Genomic DNA, 21,891 nt, shown 5'->3' with positions numbered 1-21,891 from the left:
GGGGCAACTCCGAGCGGTTCGGGAAAGCGGTCCCGCTGCCGCACTCTAAGCCGCGCCATACCGATGAGTACGAGGTTTGAGTTATTGCGTTGTTATCAAAGGACAATGCGGTTGTTGTGATGTCCCTTAGTGACTGTTACGCGAAGTAACTTTTGACCTTGGTTCAGCTTTTTGGGCAACGAGACGGCCCACCGGAAGCGCGTCGCGGCGCGCTGGGGGCCTGCGGTACCCTAACGCCATGCGTGCCGTACGCCTTCTGCTTAGCGGGCCGCGCTGATCAGTCCCGGCCACCGGACGAGTCGAGTGGCCGGAATCGGCGCGGCGTCCCCTCCTGTGCGAGGGGATTTTTCGTTTCCCGAACCCCACAGCCGCAGGCAGAGACGATCGATGGAGCTTTGAGGATCATGAGCGAGACGAACCCCGCTGCCGCCTCCGAGGTGGCAGCGCCGCACCGCTACACGGCCGCCATGGCGGCCGAGATCGAGGCACGCTGGCAGGACTTCTGGGACGCCGACGGCACCTGCGGCGCGGCCAACCCGAAGGGCGACCTGGCGGGCGACCAGGGGACCGTCGCCAAGCCCAAGAAGTTCGTCATGGACATGTTCCCGTACCCGTCGGGCGCGGGCCTGCACGTCGGACACCCGCTGGGCTACATCGCCACGGACGTGTTCGCGCGCTTCCAGCGGATGACCGGCCACAACGTCCTGCACACCCTGGGCTTCGACGCCTTCGGCCTGCCCGCCGAGCAGTACGCCGTGCAGACCGGAACGCACCCGCGCGTGTCCACCGAAGCCAACATGGAGAACATGAAGTCCCAGCTGCGCCGGCTGGGCCTGGGTCACGACAAGCGCCGGTCGTTCGCCACGATCGACCCGGAGTACTACAAGTGGACCCAGTGGATCTTCCTGCAGATCTTCAACTCCTGGTACGACCACGAGGCGAAGAAGGCACGCCCGATCTCCGAGCTGGTCGACCGGTTCGAGTCGGGTGAGCGGCCCGTACCGGGCCACACGCGCGCGTGGAGCGAGCTGAGCGCCGCCGAGAAGGCCGACGTCCTGGGCGAGTTCCGGCTGGCCTACGCCTCCGACGCGCCGGTCAACTGGTGCCCCGGGCTGGGCACCGTGCTGGCCAACGAGGAGGTCACCGCCGAGGGCCGCTCCGAGCGCGGCAACTTCCCGGTCTTCAAGGCCAGGCTGCGCCAGTGGAACATGCGCATCACGGCCTACGCCGACCGGCTGCTGGAGGACCTGGAGGAGCTGGACTGGCCCGAGGCCATCAAGCTGCAGCAGCGCAACTGGATCGGCCGCTCCGAGGGCGCCCGCGTCGACTTCCCGATCGACGGTGAGCGCATCACCGTCTTCACCACCCGCCCGGACACCCTGTTCGGCGCCACCTACATGGTGCTGGCGCCCGAGCACCCGCTGGTCGAGAAGTTCACCCCGGCCGCCTGGCCGGAGGGCACCCACGAGGTGTGGACCGGCGGTCACGCGACCCCCGGGGAGGCCGTCGCCGCCTACCGCGCGCAGGCCGCGTCCAAGTCCGACGTGGAACGGCAGGCCGAGGCCAAGGACAAGACCGGCGTCTTCATCGGCGCGTACGCGACCAACCCGGTCAACGGCGAGCAGATCCCGGTCTTCATCGCCGACTACGTGCTGATGGGCTACGGCACCGGCGCGATCATGGCGGTGCCGGCGCACGACGCGCGTGACTTCGAGTTCGCGCGCGCCTTCGAGCTGCCGATCAACTGCGTCGTCGAGCCGACCGACGGCCGTGGCACGGACACCTCGACGTGGGACGGCGCCTTCGTGTCGTACGACGCGAAGATCGTCAACTCCACCGGGGAGGGTGTCTCCCTGGACGGCCTGGGTGTCGTCGACGCCAAGGCGCGCATCACCGAGTGGCTGGAGCGGTCCGGCATCGGCGAGGGCACCGTCAACTTCCGGCTGCGCGACTGGCTGTTCAGCCGCCAGCGCTACTGGGGCGAGCCCTTCCCGATCGTCTACGACGAGGACGGCATCGCCCACGCGCTGCCCGAGTCGATGCTGCCCCTGGAGCTGCCCGAGGTCGAGGACTACTCGCCGCGCACGTTCGACCCGGACGACGCCGACACCCAGCCCGAGACCCCGCTGTCCCGCAACGAGGACTGGGTCAACGTCACGCTGGACCTGGGCAACGGCCCGAAGCGGTACCGGCGTGAGACCAACACCATGCCCAACTGGGCCGGTTCCTGCTGGTACGAGCTGCGCTACCTGGACCCGCACAACAGCGAGCAGCTGGTCGACCCGGAGATCGAGCGGTACTGGATGGGCCCGGGCGAGGGCCGGCCGCACGGCGGTGTCGACCTGTACGTCGGCGGCGCCGAGCACGCCGTGCTGCACCTGCTGTACGCGCGCTTCTGGTCCAAGGTGCTGTACGACCTGGGGCACGTCTCCTCGGCGGAGCCGTTCCACAAGCTGTTCAACCAGGGCATGATCCAGGCCTACGTCTACCGCGACAGCCGTGGCATCGCGGTGCCGGCCGCCGAGGTGGAGGAGCGCGACGGCGCGTACTACTACCAGGGCGAGAAGGTCTCCCGGCTGCTGGGCAAGATGGGCAAGTCCCTGAAGAACGCGGTCACTCCGGACGAGATCTGCGCCGAGTACGGCGCCGACACGCTGCGGCTGTACGAGATGGCGATGGGCCCGCTGGACGTCTCCCGGCCCTGGGACACGCGCGCGGTGGTGGGCCAGTTCCGGCTGCTCCAGCGGCTGTGGCGCAACATCGTCGACGAGGCGACCGGCGAGGTGACCGTCGTCGACGCCGAGCCGGACGAGGAGACGCTGCGCGCCCTGCACAAGGCGATCGACGGTGTGCGCGGTGACCTGGAGGGCATGCGGTTCAACACCGCCATCGCCAAGATCACCGAGCTGAACAACCACCTGACCAAGGCGGGCGGGGCGGTGCCGCGGTCCGTCGCGGAGCCGCTGGTGCTGATGGTGGCGCCGCTGGCCCCGCACATCGCCGAGGAGCTGTGGCGCAGGCTGGGGCACGAGGACTCGGTGGTGCACCAGGACTTCCCGGTGGCCGACCCGGCGTACGTGGTCGACGAGACCGTGACCTGCGTCGTGCAGGTCAAGGGCAAGGTCAAGGCACGGCTGGAGGTCTCCCCGGCCATCTCCGACGAGGAGCTGGAGAAGGCCGCGCTGGCCGACGAGAAGGTCGTCGCCGCGCTGGACGGGGCCGGGATCCGGAAGGTGATCGTGCGGGCGCCGAAGCTGGTGAACATCGTTCCGGCGTAGCCGACAGGCACTGCGGACCGCTCTCGGGGTGGTCCCCTACGGGCAGGTTCGGGGGTTTTTCTGGAACTCCGGGCCTGCCCGCTGCGTTTACCGTTGAAGAGCGACGTGAGGTGCCGTGACGTCCTGAGGAGGAGCCCTTGTGGAAGCAGTGATCGCAGTCTTCGCCCTGCTCGTCGTGCTCTTCCTCGGGCTCGGGGCGTACGCCACGGTGAAGGTGGTCGGCGCCGCCAAGCGCGGCGTGGACCGCGGCATCACCCAGGCCCGCCGCACGGTCGAGGACCACACACTGCGGGCCAAGTCCTTCGCCCAGCCCGGCACCGCGGGCGAACTCGCCCAGCTCCGGCTGAAGCTGCGCACCTCGATGCGCGCCACGCAGGACGCGCTGCAGGCGGCCGTCGCCGAGGACGAGTCCCTGAAGGAGTCCCTCGGCCTCTTCGAACGGCTCAGCGCCCATGGACACGAGCTGGACGACGAGCTGAAGCGTCTGGAGTCCGAGCCGGACCGCACCGCGCTCGCCGAGCGGCTGCCCGAGCTGCGCGAGCGCACCGAACGCATCACGCACTCGGCGGACTCGCTGCGCTGGGCGGCCCGCGACCGCGCCCGCCGCTTCGCCGACGACGACCTGGACTCGCTCAGCGCGCAGATCGACCTGGAGTCCGGGGCGCTGCGGCACTGGACGACGACCCCTGAGTCCCGGACCGCCTCTTCTCCGACGCCCCCGCCCGCCTCGCCGCCGTGGCCCGAGGCACCCGCCGCGGATGCCGCCACGGCCGGGCAGACCTGGCCGGAAGCCCCGCAGTCGAGCCCGGCCCAGGAGCCGGCACGACCCGCCATCACCCCGCCGGGCCCGCGCCCCACCTACCCCTGGCAGAAGAAGCCCCGCCCCGAGAGCACCACTTGATCCGGCCACTCGCGGCACAGGGCACGGGGGCCGGGCTGCCGCACGGGCACTACGGCAGGTAACCTCCAGCTCATGTCCCGCCATGTCGCGATCGTCACCGATTCAACGGCCTACCTGCCGGCCCGGACGATGGAGCGTCACGGCATCACAGCGGTACCTCTGACCGTCGTCCTCGGCGACCGGGCGCTGGAGGAGGGCACCGAGATCTCGACCCGCGCCCTCGCCCAGGCTTTGCAGAAGCGGCGCCCGGTGACGACCTCGCGGCCCAGTCCCGCCCTCTTCGAGGAGACCTACCGCAAGGTCGCCGAGTCCGGCGCCACCGGCATCGTCTCCCTCCATCTGTCCGCCGAGCTCTCCGGCACGTACGACGCGGCCGTCGTCGCCGCGCGGCAGGCGCCGGTGCCGGTGCGGGTGGTGGACACCGGCATGATCGCGATGGCGCTCGGCTTCTGCGCGCTCGCCGCGGCGCACACCGCGGAGTCGGACGGCACGGTGGACGAGGCCGTCACCGCCGCGGAGAAGCGGGCCGCGGGCACGTCCGCCTACTTCTACGTCGACACCCTCGACTACCTGCGCCGCGGCGGCCGTATCGGTGCCGCGCAGGCCCTGCTGGGCTCGGCGCTCGCGGTGAAGCCGCTGCTGCAACTGGCCGACGGCCGTATCGAACCGCTGGAGAAGGTGCGGACCGCTTCGAAGGCCATCGCCCGCCTCGAGGAGATCGCGGCCGAGCGTGCGGGCAGTGCCCAGGTCGACGTCGCCGTCCACCATCTCGCCGCCCCGGACCGGGCGTCGGCCCTCGCCGACCGGTTGCGGGCACGGGTGCCGGGGCTTGCCGATCTGCATGTCAGCGAGGTCGGCGCAGTGATCGGGGCGCACACGGGGCCCGGGTTGCTGGGGGTCGTGGTTTCGCCGCAGTGAACGGTTACGGCGGGCTCTGATCACCCGGGTGGGTGGCCGAGTTATCCACAAGCCGGCGGTCGTCCCCGGGAATTGACCAAGATCATCGCGAGGGTGCCGAAGTGGCCGATCCTCGTCGCATGGCACTTCGATCACGTTCACGCACAGCGACTGCGACCAGCGGGCCGGGCCGTGGACCGGCGTCCGACGGCCGCATCCGTCACCGCCGTCACCGGCCTGTCGCACGCGGCCGGGCACGGCATCGTCAGGCCTCGGCGGAGGAACTCCGCCGACGCGCGGAGGCGCTGTTCGGCGAGCATGCCGAACGGGCCGGGGAGCGGCGGGAGTCGGGCCATGGTCCGCCCGAGCCCGAGGAGACGGCCGGTGGAGGACGTGCTCGGCGAGGGCTCGATCGGCAGGAGGCTGCTGCGGGACCACGTGTGGGTCCTGATGTGGAGTCAGTCGGTGTCCCCGCCCGCGTCCCTGTCGGTGTCGACGGTGGGGCGGGCACCGGGGCAGGCGGCGGGGACGACCGCCTCGGGGAAGGGGCCTGGCGGGAGCGGGCCGGGCTCGCGGTGCGGGAGCGCATGCCCCTGTGGTTGCAGGCCAGGTGTGGCCTGGAGCGGCGGAGCGTGCTCGCGCTGACGATGGTGCTCGTCGTCGCCGCGGCGTTCGCCGTGCAGCACTTCTGGGCCGGCCGGACCCAGTCCGTACGGCCGCCCGAGGTGGTGCGGGCGGCGGCACCGTACGGGGAGCCGGGACAGAGCGGACAGGCCGGGCCGGAACGAGGACCGGGCGCGCCCGCAGGGGCGGCGAAGGCGACAGGTGCCGCAGGAGGGCCCGAGATCGTCGTGGACGTCGGCGGCAAGGTCCGTGAACCCGGAATCCACCGGCTGCCGGCCGGCTCGCGTGTCGCGGACGCGCTGCGCGCGGCGGGCGGGGTGAAGCCCGGCACGAAGACCGACGGTCTCAACCGCGCCCGCTTCCTCGTGGACGGCGAGCAGGTGATCGTCGGGGGCCCGGCTCCCGCCGTGGGGACCGGGGCGGGCGGTACGGCTGCCGGAGGCACGGCCGGTGCGGCGGCGGGCGGCGCGATGCCAGGGGTTCCCGTCTCCCTCAACACGGCCACCGCGGACCAGCTCGACACCCTGCCGGGTGTCGGCCCGGTGCTGGCGCAGCACATCATCGACTACCGCACGCAAGCCGGCGGGTTCCGCTCCGTGGACGAGCTGCGCGAGGTGAACGGGATCGGCGACCGCCGCTTCGCCGACCTGCGGAATCTCGTACGGCCATGAGGAGCACCCGTGACCTGCCGACGGGGCGGGACGAGGCGACGCCCGAGGCCTTCACCGCCGCGTCGGCCGCTCCCGCCCGGTCGTCCGTGCACGCCTCCTCCGGGAAGCGGCTGGGCAGCTCCCGTCCGCGGCAGGAAGGACCCACGGACCTGCGGCTCGTCCCACCCGCCCTCGCGGCCTGGGGCACGGCCGCACTGGTGCTGGACGCATCGCCGGGGTGGGTTCTGGGCATCGTGGTCGGCTGTCTGGCCGCCGTCGGCCTGCTGCCGATGGCCCGGCGAGCAGGGTGGGCCTCATGGTCGCGAGCGTCGGCCGCAGCTGTGCTGCTGTGCGTGGCCGCGGCTGCCGCCTCGGCCGGGCTGCATGGGGCGGATCTGCGCCGGGGGCCCGTGCCGGGTCTGGCGCGGGAGTACGCGACGGTGACCGCCGAGGTCGAGCTCACCTCCGACCCCCGGCTCACCCGGCCGAGGGTCCGGGGCGATCACGTCGCTCCGACCGCCGTGCTGATCGACGCCGATGTGCGGCGCGTTCAGGAGGCGGGTGGCGCGACGGTGGCGACGCGGGCGCCGGTGCTGGTGATCGTCGACGTGGGGTCGGCCGGTCGGGCTGCCGATGGTGGGCGGTCGGTGTCTGCGGGTGGGGCGACCGGGGCCGTCGGGGATGGGAGGCCTGTACCCGTGGGTGGGGCGACCGGGGCCGTCGGGGATGGGCGGTCGGCGTCCGCCAACGGGTCTGTCGAGGGTGGGCGGGCGGCCGCCGGTGGGCCCGTGCGGTCGCCGTGGCTGGGGCTGCTGCCGTCGACGCGGCTGCGGGTCAGCGCGCGGCTGGCGCCCGCGATGACGGGCGGTGACCGGGTCGCGGCCGTGCTGCGGGTGCGGGGCCAGGCCGAACCGGAGGTGGTGGGGGAGCCCTCGGCTGCTCAGCGGCTCGCCGGGCGGCTGCGGGCCGGGCTGCGGGAGGCGACCGACGGGCTGCCGGCCGATGCCCGGGCGCTGTTGCCGGGGCTGGTCGTGGGGGACACCTCGCGGATCACCCCGGAGCTGGAGGAGGCGTTCAAGGAGACCGACCTCACGCACACGCTCGCCGTGTCCGGGGCCAACTTCACGATTCTGCTCGCCCTGCTGCTCGGGCCGCCGGGCCTGGCGCAGCACGTCGAGCGGCGGGGGCTCGCGCCCCGCCTCGGTGTCTCCCTGCGGACGACCGCGGTGCTCGCAGGCGTGCTCTCACTCGGGTTCGTCATCGTGTGCAGACCGGATCCGAGCGTGCTGCGGGCCGCGGCCTGCGGAGCCGTCGCGCTGCTCGCCCTCGCGACCGGCCGCCGCAGGTCACTCATCCCGGCGCTGGCGACGGCGGTCCTGCTGCTGGTGCTGTACGACCCGTGGCTGGCGCGGAGTTACGGGTTTCTGCTCTCCGTCGTGGCCACCGGCGCCCTGCTCACGCTCGCGCCGCGCTGGAGCGCCGGGCTGCGTCGGCGCGGGGTGCCGCCGCGGCTCGCCGAGGCGCTGGCCGCCGCTGCCGCCGCGCAGGCCCTGTGCGCGCCCGTCGTCGCCGTGCTGTCGGCGCGGGTGAGCCTGGTGGCGGTGCCGTGCAATCTGATCGCGGAGTTCGCGATCGCGCCGGCCACCGTGCTGGGCTTCGCGGCACTGGTCACGGCACCGATGGCGATGCCGGTGGCCAAGGCCCTGGCGTGGTGCGCGCATTGGCCCGCCGAGTGGATCGCTGAGGTGGCCCGTACCGGGGCGGCGCTGCCGGGAGCAGGGGTGGACTGGCCGGGCAGTTGGGCGGGTGCGGCGCTGCTCGCGGCCGTGACCCTGGTCGTGCTGCTCGTGGGGCGGCGGCTGCTCGGGCATCCCTGGTGGTGCGGGGTCTGCGGCCTGGCGCTGGTGCTGGTGGTGGTGCAGCCGCCGCCGCTGACCCGGGTGGTCACGGGCTGGCCGCCGCCCGGCTGGCGGCTTGTGATGTGCGACGTGGGGCAGGGCGACGCCATGGTGCTCGCGGCGGGCCAGGGCACCGGGGTGGTGGTGGACGCGGGACCCGATCCGCAGCTCGTCGACCACTGCCTGCGCTCACTTGGCATCACCAGGATTCCGCTGGTCGTGCTCACCCACTTCCACGCCGATCACGTGGCGGGCCTGCCCGGTGTGCTGCGCGGGCGGGTGGTGGGCGCGATCGAGACGACCGGCTTCGAAGAGCCCGCGGACCAGGCCGCGTTCGTACGGAGACAGGCGGCGGCCCGGAGGGTACCCGTGACGCGGGCCGCCGCCGGGGAGCAGCGCCGCACCGGAGAGCTGTCCTGGCAGGTGGTGTGGCCACCCCCGAGCCCGCCTCCGGCCCCGCCACCGGGCTCGCATCCGCAGCTGCTCCCGGCCCACCCGGCGCCGGAGGGGCCGAACGACGCCAGCGTCGCCATGCTGGTCCGGTCGGCAGGACTGCGTCTGCTGCTCCTCGGGGACCTCGAGCCCCCGGCCCAGCGGGCGCTGGCGAGATCACCGGCGGCCGGGGACCTGCAGAGCGTGGACGTGCTGAAGGTCGCCCACCACGGCTCGGCCTACCAGGATCCCGGCCTGATACGCCGGGCGGCCCCGCGGCTGGCCCTGATCAGCTGCGGTGCGGACAACCGGTACGGGCATCCGGCGCCCGGCACGGTCGCGGCGCTGCGCGCCGGGGGTGCGGCGGTGCTGCGGACGGACCGGGACGGCGCACTGGCGGTCGTAGGAGGGGGCGGAGGGCTGAGGGTGGCGCGAGACTGAGGGTATGAACGCAGCACAGGTTGATGCCTATCTCCGCCGTCTGGGAGTCGAGCACCCGGCGTGGCCCACCGTCGACGTGCTCCGCGAACTGCACCTGCGCCACCTGCGGACCGTGCCGTTCGAGAACCTGTCGATCCATCTCGGCGAGGAGATCGTGCTGGAGGAGAAGCGGCTGCTGGACAAGGTGGTGGGCGCCCGGAGGGGCGGGTTCTGCTACGAACTCAACGGCGCCTTCGGGATGTTGCTCGCCGCGCTGGGGTACGACGTGGCGCTGCTCGCGGCGCGGGTCTACGGGGACGAGGAGCGGCTCGGGATCCCGTACGACCATCTCGTGCTGCGGGTGCGGACGGTGGACGGGGGTGACTGGCTGGCCGACGTCGGGTTCGGGGCGCACAGCCATCTGCCGCTGGCGTTCGGGGAGAGAGGGGAACAGCAGGATCCCGGGGGCACGTTCCGGATCGTGGAGGCGCAGCCGGACGCGGCCGGGGTGCGCGGTGGGCACGACACGGTGGAGGCGGCGGACCTGGACGTGATCCGCGACGGCAGACCGCAGTACCGCCTGGAGGTGCGGCCGAGGGTGCTCGGGGACTTCGTGGCTGGGGTGTGGTGGCACAGCACGTCGCCGGTGTCGCACTTCACGCGGTCGCTGGTCTGTTCGCGGGTCACGGAGGACGGAGGGAGGATCACGCTCAGCGGCCGCAGGCTCACGGTCACCGGGGCCGACGGCAGCCGGGAGGAGCGGGAGCTGGGGACGGACGAGGAGGTGCTCGGGGTGTACCGGGAGCGGTTCGGTATCGAGCTCGGCTCGGTGCCGACGGTTCGGGGCACCGGCCGGGAGACCTGATCCGGACCAGAGGTGCAAGAGGCCGGACCAGAGGTGCAAGAGGGGAGGAAAAGGGCGATGGAGTAGCGAGGGTGGAAGGGGCGGAGGGGCCAGGAACCCCACTTGGCCCACATGGTGCTACTCGTGCGTAGTCCCAGCACAAGTGCTGGATTCCCGTGATGTGGTCCCGTGTTGCCTCGAAAGCCTCATCGGTGGTCGAATGCCTCCTCGGTGAAGAGTGATCAAACAGCTGACTTCGAGTCGCGCGAGGTGTCCAGATGATCGGCCGCTGGCTGGGAAGCCGAACCAATCGGGTGCAACGGACGAGCCCCCTGGCGGCGGTGCCGATGCCGCCGAGCGCCGGGGTGCTGGCCTGCCGGGCGCTCGACCCGGTCAACGAACCGGTCAGACACGCGGAGTTCGCGCTCACCGACGCCATGGGGCGTCCGGTGGTCAGCGGGGGAGCGGATCCGTTCGGGGCGTTCGTGACGACGGTGCCCGCTGGGGAGTACCGGCTCGCCGTGTCGGCGGAGGGGTACACGCCGTACCGGGCGACCACGCAGGTCGCCGAGAACTCGCTCGCGTCGCTCGGTGACGTGACGCTCCAGGTGGCCCGGCCGCCGGAGCTGCCGGAGCCCGGCGACTGGGAGATCGAGTCGGCGCACTCCTCGATCGGCTTCACCGCGCGGCACATCGGACTGGCCCGGATCCACGGACAGTTCAAGTCCTTCGCGGGAGTCATACGGATCACCGAGCCGCTGGAGCATTCGGCGATGCACGTGGTGATCGACGCGGCGTCCATCGACACCAACATGAGGATGCGCGACGACCACCTGCGGTCGGCGGACTTCCTGGACGTCGCGAAGTTCCCGACCCTCGAGTTCTACAGCGAACGGTTCGTGCACAAGGGCGGGAACCGGTGGGCCGTGACGGGGGCGCTGTCGCTGCACGGCGTGACGCGGACGGTCACGCTGGACACGGAGTACCTGGGGCTGGGCAACGGCATGGAGGGCGAGGTGCGGGCGGCCTGCCGGGCCACGACCGAACTGCACCGGGACGACTTCACGGTGAGCTGGCAGACGATGCTGGCCCGTGGCATCGCGGTGGTGGGACCGAGCATCAAGGTCGACCTCGATGTGCAGGTCGTCCGCAAGAGCTGAGCCGGCGGTTCGGCCGCGGTGGGGTGTCGGACAATGGCCGGCGTGAGTGATGTACGACATGTGCTGGTGCTGCCCGACAGGGACGCGGCGGAAGAAGTGGCGCAGGCGCTCCCGGAGCGCTTCGGCGTCGTCGAGGAGCCGCAGCTCGTGCGGGACGCGCTGGCCGGCGAGGACGATGCCGAGGACGCGCAGTGGCTGGTCGTCCTGAGGGACGAGGAAGAGCGGCTGGATCCCGGGGAGCTGGACCGGTTCGCGGGGGAGTGGGACGGGTGGCGGGAGGAGCCGTAAGCCCTTCGGGACCCGTTGTCAGTGCCGCGTGGGATGCTTGTCGCGATGGCCAGGAAGACTGCGAATGACGACCCTCTCGCCCCGCTGACGCTCGCCGTGGGCCAGGAGGAGCTGCTGCTCGACCGTGCCGTGCAGGAGGTGGTGGCCGCCGCGAAGGCCACCGACGCCGACACGGACGTACGGGACCTGTCCCCGGACCAGTTGCAGCCCGGCACGCTCGCCGAGCTGACGAGTCCCTCGCTCTTCGCGGAGCGCAAGGTCGTCGTCGTACGCAATGCGCAGGACCTGTCGGCCGACACGATCAAGGACGTGAAGGCGTATCTCGGGGCGCCCGCCGAGGAGATCACCCTGGTGCTGCTGCACGCGGGCGGGGCCAAGGGCAAGGGGCTGCTCGACGCGGCGCGCAAGGCTGGGGCGCGCGAGGTGGCCTGCCCGAAGATGACGAAGCCGGCGGACCGGCTGGCGTTCGTACGGCAGGAGTTCCGGGCGACGGGCAGGTCCGCCACGCCGGAGGCGTGCCAGGCGCTCGTCGACGCGATCGGGAGCGATCTGCGGGAGCTGGCGTCGGCGGTTTCGCAGCTGGTCGCGGATGTCGAGGGGACGATCGACGAGGCGATCGTCGGGCGGTACTACACGGGCCGGGCCGAGGCGTCGAGCTTCACGGTCGCCGACCGGGCGGTCGAGGGGCGGGCGGCGGAAGCGCTGGAGGCGTTGCGCTGGTCGCTGTCGACCGGGGTGGCGCCGGTGTTGATCACGAGTGCGCTGGCGCAGGGCGTCCGGGCGATCGGGAAGCTGTCGTCGGCGCGGGGCGGCCGGCCGGCCGATCTCGCCCGGGAGCTGGGCATGCCGCCGTGGAAGATCGACCGGGTGCGGCAGCAGATGCGGGGCTGGACTCCGGACGGGGTGGCCGTGGCGCTGCGGGCGGTGGCCGAGGCGGATGCGGGAGTGAAGGGCGGCGGGGACGATCCCGGGTACGCCCTGGAGAAGGCGGTGGTCACCATCGCGCGGGCGGCGCGGTCCAGGGGCCGGGGGTAATCCCGGCAGGCCCCATAGCCCCCAATCACCTTCCGCTCACAAGACCGGCTCCCCGATCCCCAGCAGGTTCCCCTCGCTGTCACGGAACCAGGCGCCGTGTTCACCCGGGTTTCTCACTGTGCCGCGAGAGCCGTCCGGAGGGAGAATCGGGAGAGTCAGCCGTACTCGCCCAGTGATGGAGAGGTGGCGAAGGACATGGCTGAACACCCGCACGCAGCGCTGGTCCGCAAGGGATTCGAGGCCTTCTCGCGCGGTGACATGGACACCTTGCGCGGGCTGATCGCCGGGGACGCCACACACCACGTACCCGGAGATCACCCGTTGTCGGGCGACTTCAAAGGGGTTGACTCGATCATCGAGATGTACGAGCGGCTCGGCGCGGAGACCAACGGGACGGCGCGTGCCGAACTGATCGGCACCGCTGTCGACGGACGCGGCCACGCGGTCGGCATGACCCGCTTCACTGCCGAGCGCAACGGCAAGCGCCTGGACGACACCGGATGCCTCATCTTCCGGATCGTCGGAGACAAGTTCACCGACATCGACGAGTGTGTCGAGGACATCGACAAGAACAACGAATTCTGGTCCTGAACAGGCCGAAGGCCGGGTGCCCTCCCATGGGGAACAGGAGGGCGCCCGGCCTTCGCTTCAAGCTGCTGGATCCGCGCCCGCGTGGCGAACGCAGGCCGCGCGCGGACCCGAGGGGTGCCGGACGGGAGCGGATGAGAGAGGGCCCGCTCGATTCCCTCCGGCGTCACATCAGATGTCAGCCCTTGAGCGCGGCGACCTTCTGAGCCAGCGCCGACTTCTTGTTGGCAGCCTGGTTCTTGTGGATGACGCCCTTCGAGACGGCCTTGTCGAGCTGACGCGCGGCAGCGCGCTGGTACTCGGTGGCCTTCTCGGCGTCACCCGCGGCAGCAGCCTCACGGGCCTTGCGGATCGCGGTCTTGAGGGAGGACTTGACGGCCTTGTTGCGCAGCCGCGCCTTCTCGTTGGTCTTGATCCGCTTGATCTGGGACTTGATGTTCGCCACGAATGAGCCTTCTCAGGTTCTGGCACGGGGCCGCACGGGTGCCGCACGGTCTGTACCGGGTGATTTCTTGAGGAGTGCCTCCTGCGAGAGGGCATGAGGCACAGCCCCCCACGGTACCAGCGGGCTCATTCATGGCCCAAACCCGTCCATGGTCCCCACCCGTGGGACCATGGAGGCTACGTATCGATCCGACCCGAGACCGCAGACACTGCGGACGCCTCAAGAATCAGGACCCTGCGTGCCCGCGATCCCTAGCCATGTGCCCGAGCCGAGCCGTACCGACCCGGCTCTGATCCGCAACTTCTGCATCATCGCGCACATCGACCACGGCAAGTCCACGCTCGCCGACCGGATGCTCCAGCTGACCGGAGTGGTCGAGCAGCGGCAGATGCGTGCTCAGTACCTCGACCGCATGGACATCGAGCGTGAGCGCGGCATCACGATCAAGTCCCAGGCGGTGCGGCTCCCGTGGGCCCCGTCCCACGACAAGAGCAACACGCACATCCTGAACATGATCGACACCCCGGGGCACGTCGACTTCACCTACGAGGTCTCGCGATCGCTCGCCGCCTGTGAGGGCACCATCCTCCTGGTCGACGCCGCCCAGGGCATCGAGGCGCAGACCCTCGCCAACCTGTACCTGGCGATGGAGAACGACCTCACGATCATCCCCGTGCTGAACAAGATCGACCTGCCGGCCGCGCAGCCGGAGAAGTTCGCCGAGGAGCTCGCCCACCTCATCGGGTGCGAGCCCGACGACGTGCTCAAGGTGTCCGCCAAGACCGGGCTCGGTGTCGAGGCGCTGCTGGACAAGGTCGTCGAGCAGGTCCCGGCCCCGGTCGGCGTGAAGGACGCCCCCGCGCGTGCCATGATCTTCGACTCCGTCTACGACTCCTACCGGGGCGTGGTGACGTACGTCCGTGTCATCGACGGGCAGCTCAACAAGCGCGAGCGCATCAAGATGATGTCCACGGGCGCCACGCACGAGCTGCTGGAGATCGGCACCAACTCGCCGGAGATGCTGTCGGCCGACGGCCTGGGCGTCGGCGAGGTGGGCTATCTGATCACCGGCGTGAAGGACGTCCGCCAGTCCAAGGTCGGTGACACCGTCACCAGCCAGTACAAGGGGGCCCAGGAGGCGCTCGGCGGGTACAAGGACCCCAAGCCGATGGTGTTCTCCGGCCTCTACCCCCTGGACGGCTCGGACTACCCGGAGCTGCGCGAGGCCCTCGACAAGCTCCAGCTCAACGACGCCGCGCTGGTCTACGAGCCGGAGACCTCCGCCGCCCTGGGCTTCGGCTTCCGCGTCGGTTTCCTCGGCCTGCTGCACCTGGACGTGATCCGGGAGCGGCTTGAGCGCGAGTTCGGTCTCGACCTGATCGCGACCGCCCCGAACGTGGTCTACCGCGTCCTCATGGAGGACGGCAGCGAGCACACGGTCACCAACCCGAGCGAGTTCCCCGAGGGCAAGATCTCGGAGGTCTACGAGCCGGTCGTGCGGGCCACCATCCTGGCGCCCAGCGAGTTCATCGGCTCGATCATGGAGCTGTGCCAGACCCGGCGCGGTGTCCTGCTCGGCATGGACTACCTCTCCGAGGAGCGGGTCGAGATCCGCTACACCCTCCCGCTCGCCGAGATCGTCTTCGACTTCTTCGACCAGCTGAAGTCCAAGACCCGCGGTTACGCCTCCCTCGACTACGAGCCCACCGGCGAGCAGACCTCCAGCCTGGTCAAGGTCGACATCCTGCTGCACGGCGACAAGGTCGACGCCTTCTCGGCGATCACCCACAAGGACCAGGCGTACGCCTACGGCGTGCGGCTCGTCGCCAAGCTCAAGGAGCTCATCCCGCGGCAGGCCTTCGAGGTGCCGGTCCAGGCCGCCATCGGCTCCCGGGTCATCGCCCGCGAGACCATCCGCGCCATCCGCAAGGACGTCCTCGCCAAGTGCTACGGCGGTGACATCTCCCGTAAGCGGAAGCTGCTGGAGAAGCAGAAGGAGGGCAAGAAGCGGATGAAGATGGTGGGTTCCGTGGAAGTTCCGCAGGAGGCGTTCATCGCCGTCCTGTCGAGCGATGACAGTGCGGGGTCGGGCAAGGGCAAGAAGTAATCACGGGTTACCGCGGGTTACACCGCAAACCGGGTAGAACAGGGGCGCGTCGTGCGAAAGTGCGGCGGGCCCCTGTGCGTATGCGGGGTAGCTCTCTGTAGGAAGTGACAGGCCGCGGACCCTTACGCAGCGGCCGGTCGACCTTTACTCTGATCCCTGCTCGATAGTTACTCGTGAGTTAAACAACAGCTCGCGAACAGCAGCTCGTGAGTGAAAACCAGCCGCACCTGAGCCAGCCGCACTGTCGCGGGCCCGGAGGATGTCGTGAGCGACACACAGACACTGATCGAGAACCGTCCGCCGTCCGTGGCGAGCCTCTTCCTGGAGCGCGTGGCGGCCACGCCGGACGCCGAGGCCTACCGGTATCCGGTGCCCGCGTCCTCCGGGCAGGGGCCGGACGAGTGGAAGTCACTGAGCTGGGCGCAGGCCGCCGAGCGGATCCACGCCATCGCGGCCGGGCTCATCGAGCTGGGCGTGCAGCCCGAGCAGCGCGTCGCCCTCGCTTCCAGCACCCGCATCGAGTGGATCCTCGCCGACCTCGGCATCATGTGCGCCGGCGCCGCGACGACCACGGTCTACCCGCAGACCAACGCCGAGGAGTCGGCGTACATCCTGTCGGACTCCGAGAGCCGGGTGCTCATCGCGGAGAACGTCGAGCAGCTGGCCAAGGCGCAGGAGAAGCGCGCCGAGCTGATCGACCTGACCCACGTCGTGGTCATCGACCCGGCCGGGGTCGAGACCGCCGACTGGATCCTCACCCTGGACGAGCTGGAGAAGCGCGGCGCGGCCCGGCTGGAGAAGGACCCCGACCTGATCAGGGAGCGGGTCGGCGCCATCACCAAGGACCAGCTGGCCACCCTCATCTACACCTCCGGCACCACAGGCCGCCCCAAGGGTGTGCGCCTCCCGCACGACAACTGGTCCTACATGGCGAAGGCGATCGCCGCGACCGGGCTGATCAGCAGCGAGGACGTGCAGTACCTGTGGCTGCCCCTCGCGCACGTCTTCGGCAAGGTCCTCACCTCCGGCCAGATCGAGGTCGGGCATGTCACCGCCGTGGACGGCCGCGTCGACAAGATCATCGAGAACCTGCCGGTGGTGCAGCCGACGTACATGGCGGCCGTGCCGCGCATCTTCGAGAAGGTCTACAACGGCGTCGCCGCGAAGGCCCGCGCGGCCGGCGGGGCCAAGTACAAGATCTTCCAGTGGGCCGCGGAGGTCGCCCGCGAGTACGCCAAGGTGGCCCAGGACAACTTCCGGCGTACCGGGACCGCGTCCGTGCCGTTCGGGCTGGGCGCGAAGCACAACGTCGCGGACGCGCTGGTGTACGCCAAGATCCGGGAGGCCTTCGGGGGCAACCTGCGGGCGTGCGTCTCGGGTTCCGCGGCGCTGGCACCCGAGATCGGGTACTTCTTCTCCGGCGCCGGCATCCACATCCTGGAGGGCTACGGCCTGACCGAGTCCTCGGCCGCGTCGTTCGTGAACCCGGGCGAGGCCTACCGCACCGGTACGGTCGGCAAGCCGCTGCCCGGCACGGAGGTGCGGATCGCCGACGACGGGGAGATCCTGCTGCGCGGCCCCGGCATCATGGAGGGCTACCACAAGCTGCCCGAGAAGACCGCCGAGGTGCTGGAGCCGGACGGCTGGTTCCACACCGGGGACATCGGGGAGCTGTCGCCCGACGGGTATCTGCGGATCACCGACCGCAAGAAGGACCTGATCAAGACGTCGGGCGGCAAGTACATCGCGCCGGCCGAGGTCGAGGGGCAGTTCAAGGCGGTGTGCCCGTACGTGTCCAACATCCTGGTGCACGGGGCCGACCGGAACTTCTGCACGGCGCTCATCGCGCTCGACGAGGTCGCCATCACCGAGTGGGCCAAGGAGAACGGGCTGGAGGGGAAGCCGTACGCGGAGATCGTTTCCTCGCCGGTCACGGTGGAGATGGTCGACGGGTACGTGAAGCAGCTCAACGAGGGGCTTCAGCGGTGGCAGACGATCAAGAAGTTCCGGTTGCTGCCGCGGGATCTCGATGTGGAGCACGGTGAGATCACGCCGAGTCTGAAGCTGAAGCGGCCGGTTGTGGAGCGGGAGTACAAGCATCTGATCGAGGAGATGTACGAGGGGTCGCGCGAGGCGTAAGGGGGCGGCGCGGGGATTCGTCGGCGGCTGCGGGTTCGTTGTGGCTGCTCGCGCAGTTCCCCGCGCCCCCAAGAGCTTCCATCCACTCGGCGTCGTAGGTCCTGGGCCTCTGCGCGCAGGCGTTCGGGTTCCGGCGCCTTCGGGGTGGCCGGCCGCGCTGCTCATGTTTCCTCTTCCCCGTCCCCGGGGTTCAGCAGTTCGCAGACGACCGTCAGCAGCCGGTCGATCTCCACCGGCTTGGGCACGTAGTCGTTGGCGCCGCGGGCGATGGACTTCTCGCGGTCGCCGGGCATCGCCTTCGCGGTCAGGGCGACGATGGGCAGGTCCGCCCAGCGCGGGGTGCGGCGGATGGCGGAGATCGTCTCGTAGCCGTCCATCTCCGGCATCATGATGTCCATCAGGACCAGTTCGACGTCCGGGCTGCGCTCCAGCGTCTCGATGCCCTCGCGGCCGTTCTCCGCGTACAGCACGGTCATGCCGACGCGGCCGAGGACATGGGTGAGGGCGAAGACGTTGCGGATGTCGTCGTCGACGATCAGCACCCGCCGCCCGGCCAGGATCCGGCCCGGCCTGCCGGACGTCCACGCCTCCAGCCTGGTCGGCGAGGGCCAGGTGTCGTCGGTCTCGTGCGCGGCCGGGAACGGTCCGGCGGTGGACGGCTGGAGGGGGAGGGGCAGTGGTGGTTCGGGGCGGTCGTCCAGGGCCGGCCCCGGGGCCGTGTGACCGGGGCTCACGACAGGCACGTACAGGGTGAACGTCGAGCCCTTGCCGGGTTCGCTCTCGGCGACGATCCGGCCGCCGAGCAGGCCCGCGATCTCCCGGCTGATGGACAGGCCGAGGCCGGTGCCGCCGTACTTGCGGTTGGTGGTGCCGTCGGCCTGCTGGAACGCCTCGAAGATCACGGGGAGTTTCTCCGGCGCGATCCCGATGCCGGTGTCGGACACGGCGAAGGCGATGACGTCATCGGTGTCCCGGATGTAGCGGTGCTCGGTGTCCTTCACCCGGTCGACCCGCAGCTCGACCTTGCCCGTCGCGGTGAACTTGATCGCGTTGGAGAGGAGGTTGCGCAGGATCTGCTGGAGCCGCTGTTCGTCCGAGTACATCTCGCGCGGTACGTCCTCGCCGACCGCCAGCTCGAAGGCCAGCCCCCGGTCGATGGTGAGCGGGCGGAACGTGGCGTGGACGTAGTCGAGCAGCTTGATCACCGGCAATCGCTTGGGGCGTACGTCCATCCGGCCCGCCTCGATCTTCGACAGGTCCAGGATGTCGTTGATCAGCTGGAGCAGGTCCGAGCCCGAGCGGTGGATCGTCGTCGCGAACTGCACCTCCTGGTCCGAGAGATGACCGTCCGGGTTGTCGGAGAGCAGCCGCGCCAGGATCAGCAGGGAGTTCAGCGGTGTGCGCAGCTCGTGCGACATGTTCGCCAGGAACTCCGACTTGTACTGCGAGGACGTGGCCAGCAGGGCGGCCTTCTCCTCCAGTTCGGCGTTGGAGCGCTGCAACTCGGCCTGCTGTTTCTGCAGTTCGTCCGAGCGCTCCTGGAGCTGCATGGCCAGGCGCTGGGACTCGCCCAGCAGGGACTCCGTGCGGGAGTTGGCGATGATCGTGTTGATGGCGACGCCGATGGTGTTGACGAACTGGTCGAAGAAGGCCAGGTGCACGTCGGAGAAGCGGGAGAACGAGGCGAGTTCGATGACGCCGAGGAGCCTGTCCTCGAAGAGGATCGGGATGATGACGATCGTCGTGGGAGCCGCCTCGCCGAGGCCGCTGTTGATCTTGATGTAGTCGGGCGGGGCGCCCTCGACCAGGATCCGCTTCTTCTCCCGGGCCGCCTGCGCCACCAGGCCGTGCACCGGGAGGGCGCCGGTCTCGACGGTCGCGTCCTGGGCGGCGCCGTAGCCGGCGATGAAGGCGAGGCCCTTGGTGGGGACCGTTGCGCCGTCCTGCTCCGGGTCGGCCAGGTAGAACGCGCCGTACTGGGCGTTCACCAGCGGGGTCAGCTCGCGGAGGATCAGGTCGGCGACCTCCATCAGGTCGCGGTGGCCCTGCATCAGGGCGGCGAGCCGCGCCAGGTTGGACTCCAGCCAGTCCTTCGCGCGGGTCGTCTCGCGCAGGTTGGCCACCATCAGGTTGATGTTGTCCTTCAGCTCGGCCACCTCGCCGCGCGTCTCGACCGTGATCGAACGGGACATGTCGCCCTGGGCCACGGCGGAGGCGACCTCGGCGATCGCGCGGACCTGGGTGGTGAGGTTCGAGGCCAGCTCGTTGACGTTCGTCGTCAGTCGCTTCCAGGTGCCGTAGACGCCCTCGACCCGGGCCTGGCCGCCGAGTTGGCCCTCGCTGCCGACCTCGCGGGCCACGCGCGTGACCTCCGAGGAGAAGGAGGACAGCGTGTCGACCATCGTGTTGATCGTGGTCTTCAGCTCCAGGATCTCGCCGCGCGCGTCCACGTCGATCTTCCGGGACAGGTCGCCCTGCGCCACGGCCGTCGCGACCTGGGCGATGTTGCGCACCTGGGAGGTGAGGTTGTCGGCCATGGAGTTGACGTTGTCCGTCAGGTCCCGCCAGACACCGGAGACGCCCAGCACCTGCGCCCGGCCGCCGAGCCGGCCGTCGGTGCCGACCTCGCGGGCGACGCGCGTGACCTCGTCGGCGAAGGCGCGCAGCTGCTCCACCATCGTGTTGACGGTGTCCTTGAGTTCGAGGATCTCGCCGCGGGCGTCGACCGTGATCTTCTTCGACAGGTCGCCGTTGGCGACGGCGGTGGTGACCTGGGCGATGTTGCGGACCTGGGAGGTCAGGTTCAGCGCCATGAAGTTGACGTTGTCGGTGAGGTCCTTCCAGACGCCGGAGACGCCCCGGACCTGTGCCTGACCGCCGAGGTTGCCCTCGGTGCCGACCTCGCGGGCGACGCGGGTGACCTCGTCGGCGAAGGCGGAGAGCTGGTCGACCATCGTGTTGATCGTGGACTTCAGCTCCAGGATCTCGCCCTTGGCCTCCACTGTGATCTTCTTGCCGAGGTCGCCCTGGGCGACGGCGGTGGAGACGAGGGCGATGTTGCGCACCTGGGAGGTGAGGTTGTCGGCCATGAAGTTGACGTTGTCGGTGAGGTCCTTCCAGACGCCGGAGACGCCCCGGACCTGTGCCCGGCCGCCGAGGTTGCCTTCCGTGCCGACCTCGCGGGCGACTCGGGTGACTTCGTCGGCGAAGGCGGAGAGCTGATCGACCATCGTGTTGATGGTCGACTTGAGCTCCAGGATCTCGCCGCGGGCGTCGACCGTGATCTTCTGGGACAGGTCGCCGTTGGCCACGGCCGTCGTCACCTGGGCGATGTTGCGGACCTGCGAGGTCAGGTTCGACGCCATGAAGTTGACGTTGTCGGTGAGGTCCTTCCAGACCCCGGAGACGCCCCGGACCTGTGCCCGGCCGCCCAGCTGGCCCTCGGTGCCGACCTCGCGGGCGACGCGGGTGACCTCGTCGGCGAAGGCGGAGAGCTGGTCGACCATCGTGTTCACGGTCAGCTTCAGTTCCAGCAGCTCGCCGGTCGCCTCCACCGTGACCGTGCGGGTCAGGTCGCCGCGTGCCACCGCCGTCGTGACCGCCGCGATGTCCCGCACCTGGGCCGTCAGCCGGGACGCCATCGTGTTGACGGCCTCCGTCACGTCCCGCCAACTTCCCGACAGACCCTGCACCTTGGCCCGGCCGCCGAGCCGCCCCTCGGTCCCGACCTCGCGCGCGACCCGCGTCACCTCGCCGGTGAACAGGGAGAGCTGGTCCACCATCTTGTTCACGGCCCGGCCCAGGCGCCGCAGGTCGCCGCGTAACTCCCGCGTGCCGTCGTGCAGATCGACCCGCTGGGTCAGATCGCCGCCGGCCACCGCGTCCAGCACGCGCGCGGCGTTCGCCGCCGGGGCGACCAGGGCGTCGAGCAGTTGGTTCACGTCGTTGACGCGGGACGTCCACAGGCCCTGCCCCGGACTGGCCGAGAGCCGCTCGTCGAGCCGGCCGTGGCGCACCAGCTCCCTTTTCACGCGCTGCACCTCGGTCGTGAAGTGAACGCTGCGGTCCATGATCTGGTTGAAGACCGCGGTGAGTTCGGCCACCATCCCGTGGCCGGTTTCCGGCACCTTCGTGAAGTCGCCGTCGCGTGCCGCTGTCATGGCTGCGAGCAGGGGAAGCAGATCG

Annotated in this window: 14 protein-coding genes; 12 read left to right on the top strand and 2 right to left on the bottom strand. The window is 70.4% G+C overall.

Annotated features, from left to right (window positions below; translation table 11 throughout):
* Nucleotides 1-404: 404 nt before the first annotated feature.
* The 10 genes from leuS (at nt 405) to PV963_RS15085 (ending at nt 13,018) form a co-directional block, all read left to right on the top strand.
* The gene (gene leuS, locus PV963_RS15130) at nt 405-3,278 is read left to right on the top strand and encodes a leucine--tRNA ligase (RefSeq protein ID WP_274816237.1); all 2,874 of its coding nucleotides are present in this window, start codon (nt 405-407) and stop codon (nt 3,276-3,278) included.
* A 139-nt stretch (nt 3,279-3,417) separates the two neighbouring features.
* Entirely contained in the window at nt 3,418-4,179 is a 762-nt protein-coding gene (locus PV963_RS15125; protein WP_274816236.1) for a hypothetical protein, read from the top strand.
* A 72-nt stretch (nt 4,180-4,251) separates the two neighbouring features.
* A complete protein-coding gene (locus tag PV963_RS15120) occupies nt 4,252-5,097 on the top strand; it encodes a DegV family protein (RefSeq protein WP_274816235.1) in 846 nt (281 codons plus the stop codon).
* A gap of 119 nt (nt 5,098-5,216) precedes the next feature.
* Nucleotides 5,217-6,371, top strand: a complete 1,155-nt coding sequence (locus PV963_RS15115; protein ID WP_274816234.1) for a helix-hairpin-helix domain-containing protein — start codon at nt 5,217-5,219, stop codon at nt 6,369-6,371.
* Nucleotides 6,368-9,121 (top strand): ComEC/Rec2 family competence protein, encoded by a 2,754-nt coding sequence (locus tag PV963_RS15110; RefSeq protein WP_425540901.1) that lies wholly within the window; start codon nt 6,368-6,370, stop codon nt 9,119-9,121. Before PV963_RS15115 ends, PV963_RS15110 begins: the two co-directional genes overlap by 4 nt.
* A 4-nt stretch (nt 9,122-9,125) precedes the next feature.
* Nucleotides 9,126-9,965 (top strand): arylamine N-acetyltransferase family protein, encoded by an 840-nt coding sequence (locus tag PV963_RS15105; RefSeq protein WP_274816233.1) that lies wholly within the window; start codon nt 9,126-9,128, stop codon nt 9,963-9,965.
* A gap of 257 nt (nt 9,966-10,222) precedes the next feature.
* Entirely contained in the window at nt 10,223-11,104 is an 882-nt protein-coding gene (locus PV963_RS15100) for a YceI family protein (protein ID WP_274816232.1), read from the top strand.
* Between the two features lie 42 nt (nt 11,105-11,146).
* Nucleotides 11,147-11,392, top strand: a complete 246-nt coding sequence (locus tag PV963_RS15095) for a hypothetical protein (protein ID WP_274816231.1) — start codon at nt 11,147-11,149, stop codon at nt 11,390-11,392.
* A gap of 45 nt (nt 11,393-11,437) precedes the next feature.
* Entirely contained in the window at nt 11,438-12,427 is a 990-nt protein-coding gene (gene holA / locus PV963_RS15090; protein WP_274816230.1) for a DNA polymerase III subunit delta, read from the top strand.
* Between the two features lie 195 nt (nt 12,428-12,622).
* On the top strand, nt 12,623-13,018 hold the full coding sequence (locus PV963_RS15085; RefSeq protein WP_274816229.1) for a nuclear transport factor 2 family protein: 396 nt from the start codon (nt 12,623-12,625) through the stop codon (nt 13,016-13,018).
* A 175-nt stretch (nt 13,019-13,193) separates the two neighbouring features.
* On the opposite strand, the gene rpsT is transcribed toward PV963_RS15085, so the two are convergent.
* Complete coding sequence (rpsT, locus tag PV963_RS15080; protein WP_086849999.1) at nt 13,194-13,460, bottom strand: 30S ribosomal protein S20; 267 nt, start codon at nt 13,458-13,460, stop codon at nt 13,194-13,196.
* A gap of 238 nt (nt 13,461-13,698) precedes the next feature.
* Between rpsT and lepA the strand changes: the two genes are divergently transcribed.
* Both lepA and PV963_RS15070 read left to right on the top strand, forming a co-directional pair.
* The gene (gene lepA / locus PV963_RS15075) at nt 13,699-15,567 is read left to right on the top strand and encodes a translation elongation factor 4 (RefSeq protein ID WP_274816228.1); all 1,869 of its coding nucleotides are present in this window, start codon (nt 13,699-13,701) and stop codon (nt 15,565-15,567) included.
* Nucleotides 15,568-15,831: 264 nt separating this feature from the next.
* Nucleotides 15,832-17,706, top strand: a complete 1,875-nt coding sequence (locus PV963_RS15070) for an AMP-dependent synthetase/ligase (RefSeq protein WP_274816227.1) — start codon at nt 15,832-15,834, stop codon at nt 17,704-17,706.
* Nucleotides 17,707-17,867: 161 nt separating this feature from the next.
* Here the strand turns inward: PV963_RS15070 and PV963_RS15065 are convergent, their stop codons facing one another.
* Nucleotides 17,868-21,866, bottom strand: a complete 3,999-nt coding sequence (locus tag PV963_RS15065; protein ID WP_425540900.1) for a HAMP domain-containing protein — start codon at nt 21,864-21,866, stop codon at nt 17,868-17,870.
* Nucleotides 21,867-21,891: the final 25 nt, after the last annotated feature.

The sequence above is a fragment of the Streptomyces coeruleorubidus genome, assembly GCF_028885415.1.
Lineage (GTDB): Bacteria > Actinomycetota > Actinomycetes > Streptomycetales > Streptomycetaceae > Streptomyces > Streptomyces coeruleorubidus_A.
Note: the sequence above shows the minus strand (reverse complement) of the source record. Positions and strands in the feature narration are given on the sequence as shown.

Coding starts and splice junctions, on each gene's coding strand:
- leuS (WP_274816237.1), top strand. CDS start 405: ATGAGCGAGACGAACCCCGCTGCCGCCTCCGAGGTGGCAGCGCCGCAC.
- PV963_RS15120 (WP_274816235.1), top strand. CDS start 4,252: ATGTCCCGCCATGTCGCGATCGTCACCGATTCAACGGCCTACCTGCCG.
- PV963_RS15115 (WP_274816234.1), top strand. CDS start 5,217: ATGGCACTTCGATCACGTTCACGCACAGCGACTGCGACCAGCGGGCCG.
- PV963_RS15110 (WP_425540901.1), top strand. CDS start 6,368: ATGAGGAGCACCCGTGACCTGCCGACGGGGCGGGACGAGGCGACGCCC.
- PV963_RS15105 (WP_274816233.1), top strand. CDS start 9,126: ATGAACGCAGCACAGGTTGATGCCTATCTCCGCCGTCTGGGAGTCGAG.
- PV963_RS15100 (WP_274816232.1), top strand. CDS start 10,223: ATGATCGGCCGCTGGCTGGGAAGCCGAACCAATCGGGTGCAACGGACG.
- holA (WP_274816230.1), top strand. CDS start 11,438: ATGGCCAGGAAGACTGCGAATGACGACCCTCTCGCCCCGCTGACGCTC.
- PV963_RS15085 (WP_274816229.1), top strand. CDS start 12,623: ATGGCTGAACACCCGCACGCAGCGCTGGTCCGCAAGGGATTCGAGGCC.
- PV963_RS15065 (WP_425540900.1), bottom strand. CDS start 21,866: ATGACAGCGGCACGCGACGGCGACTTCACGAAGGTGCCGGAAACCGGC.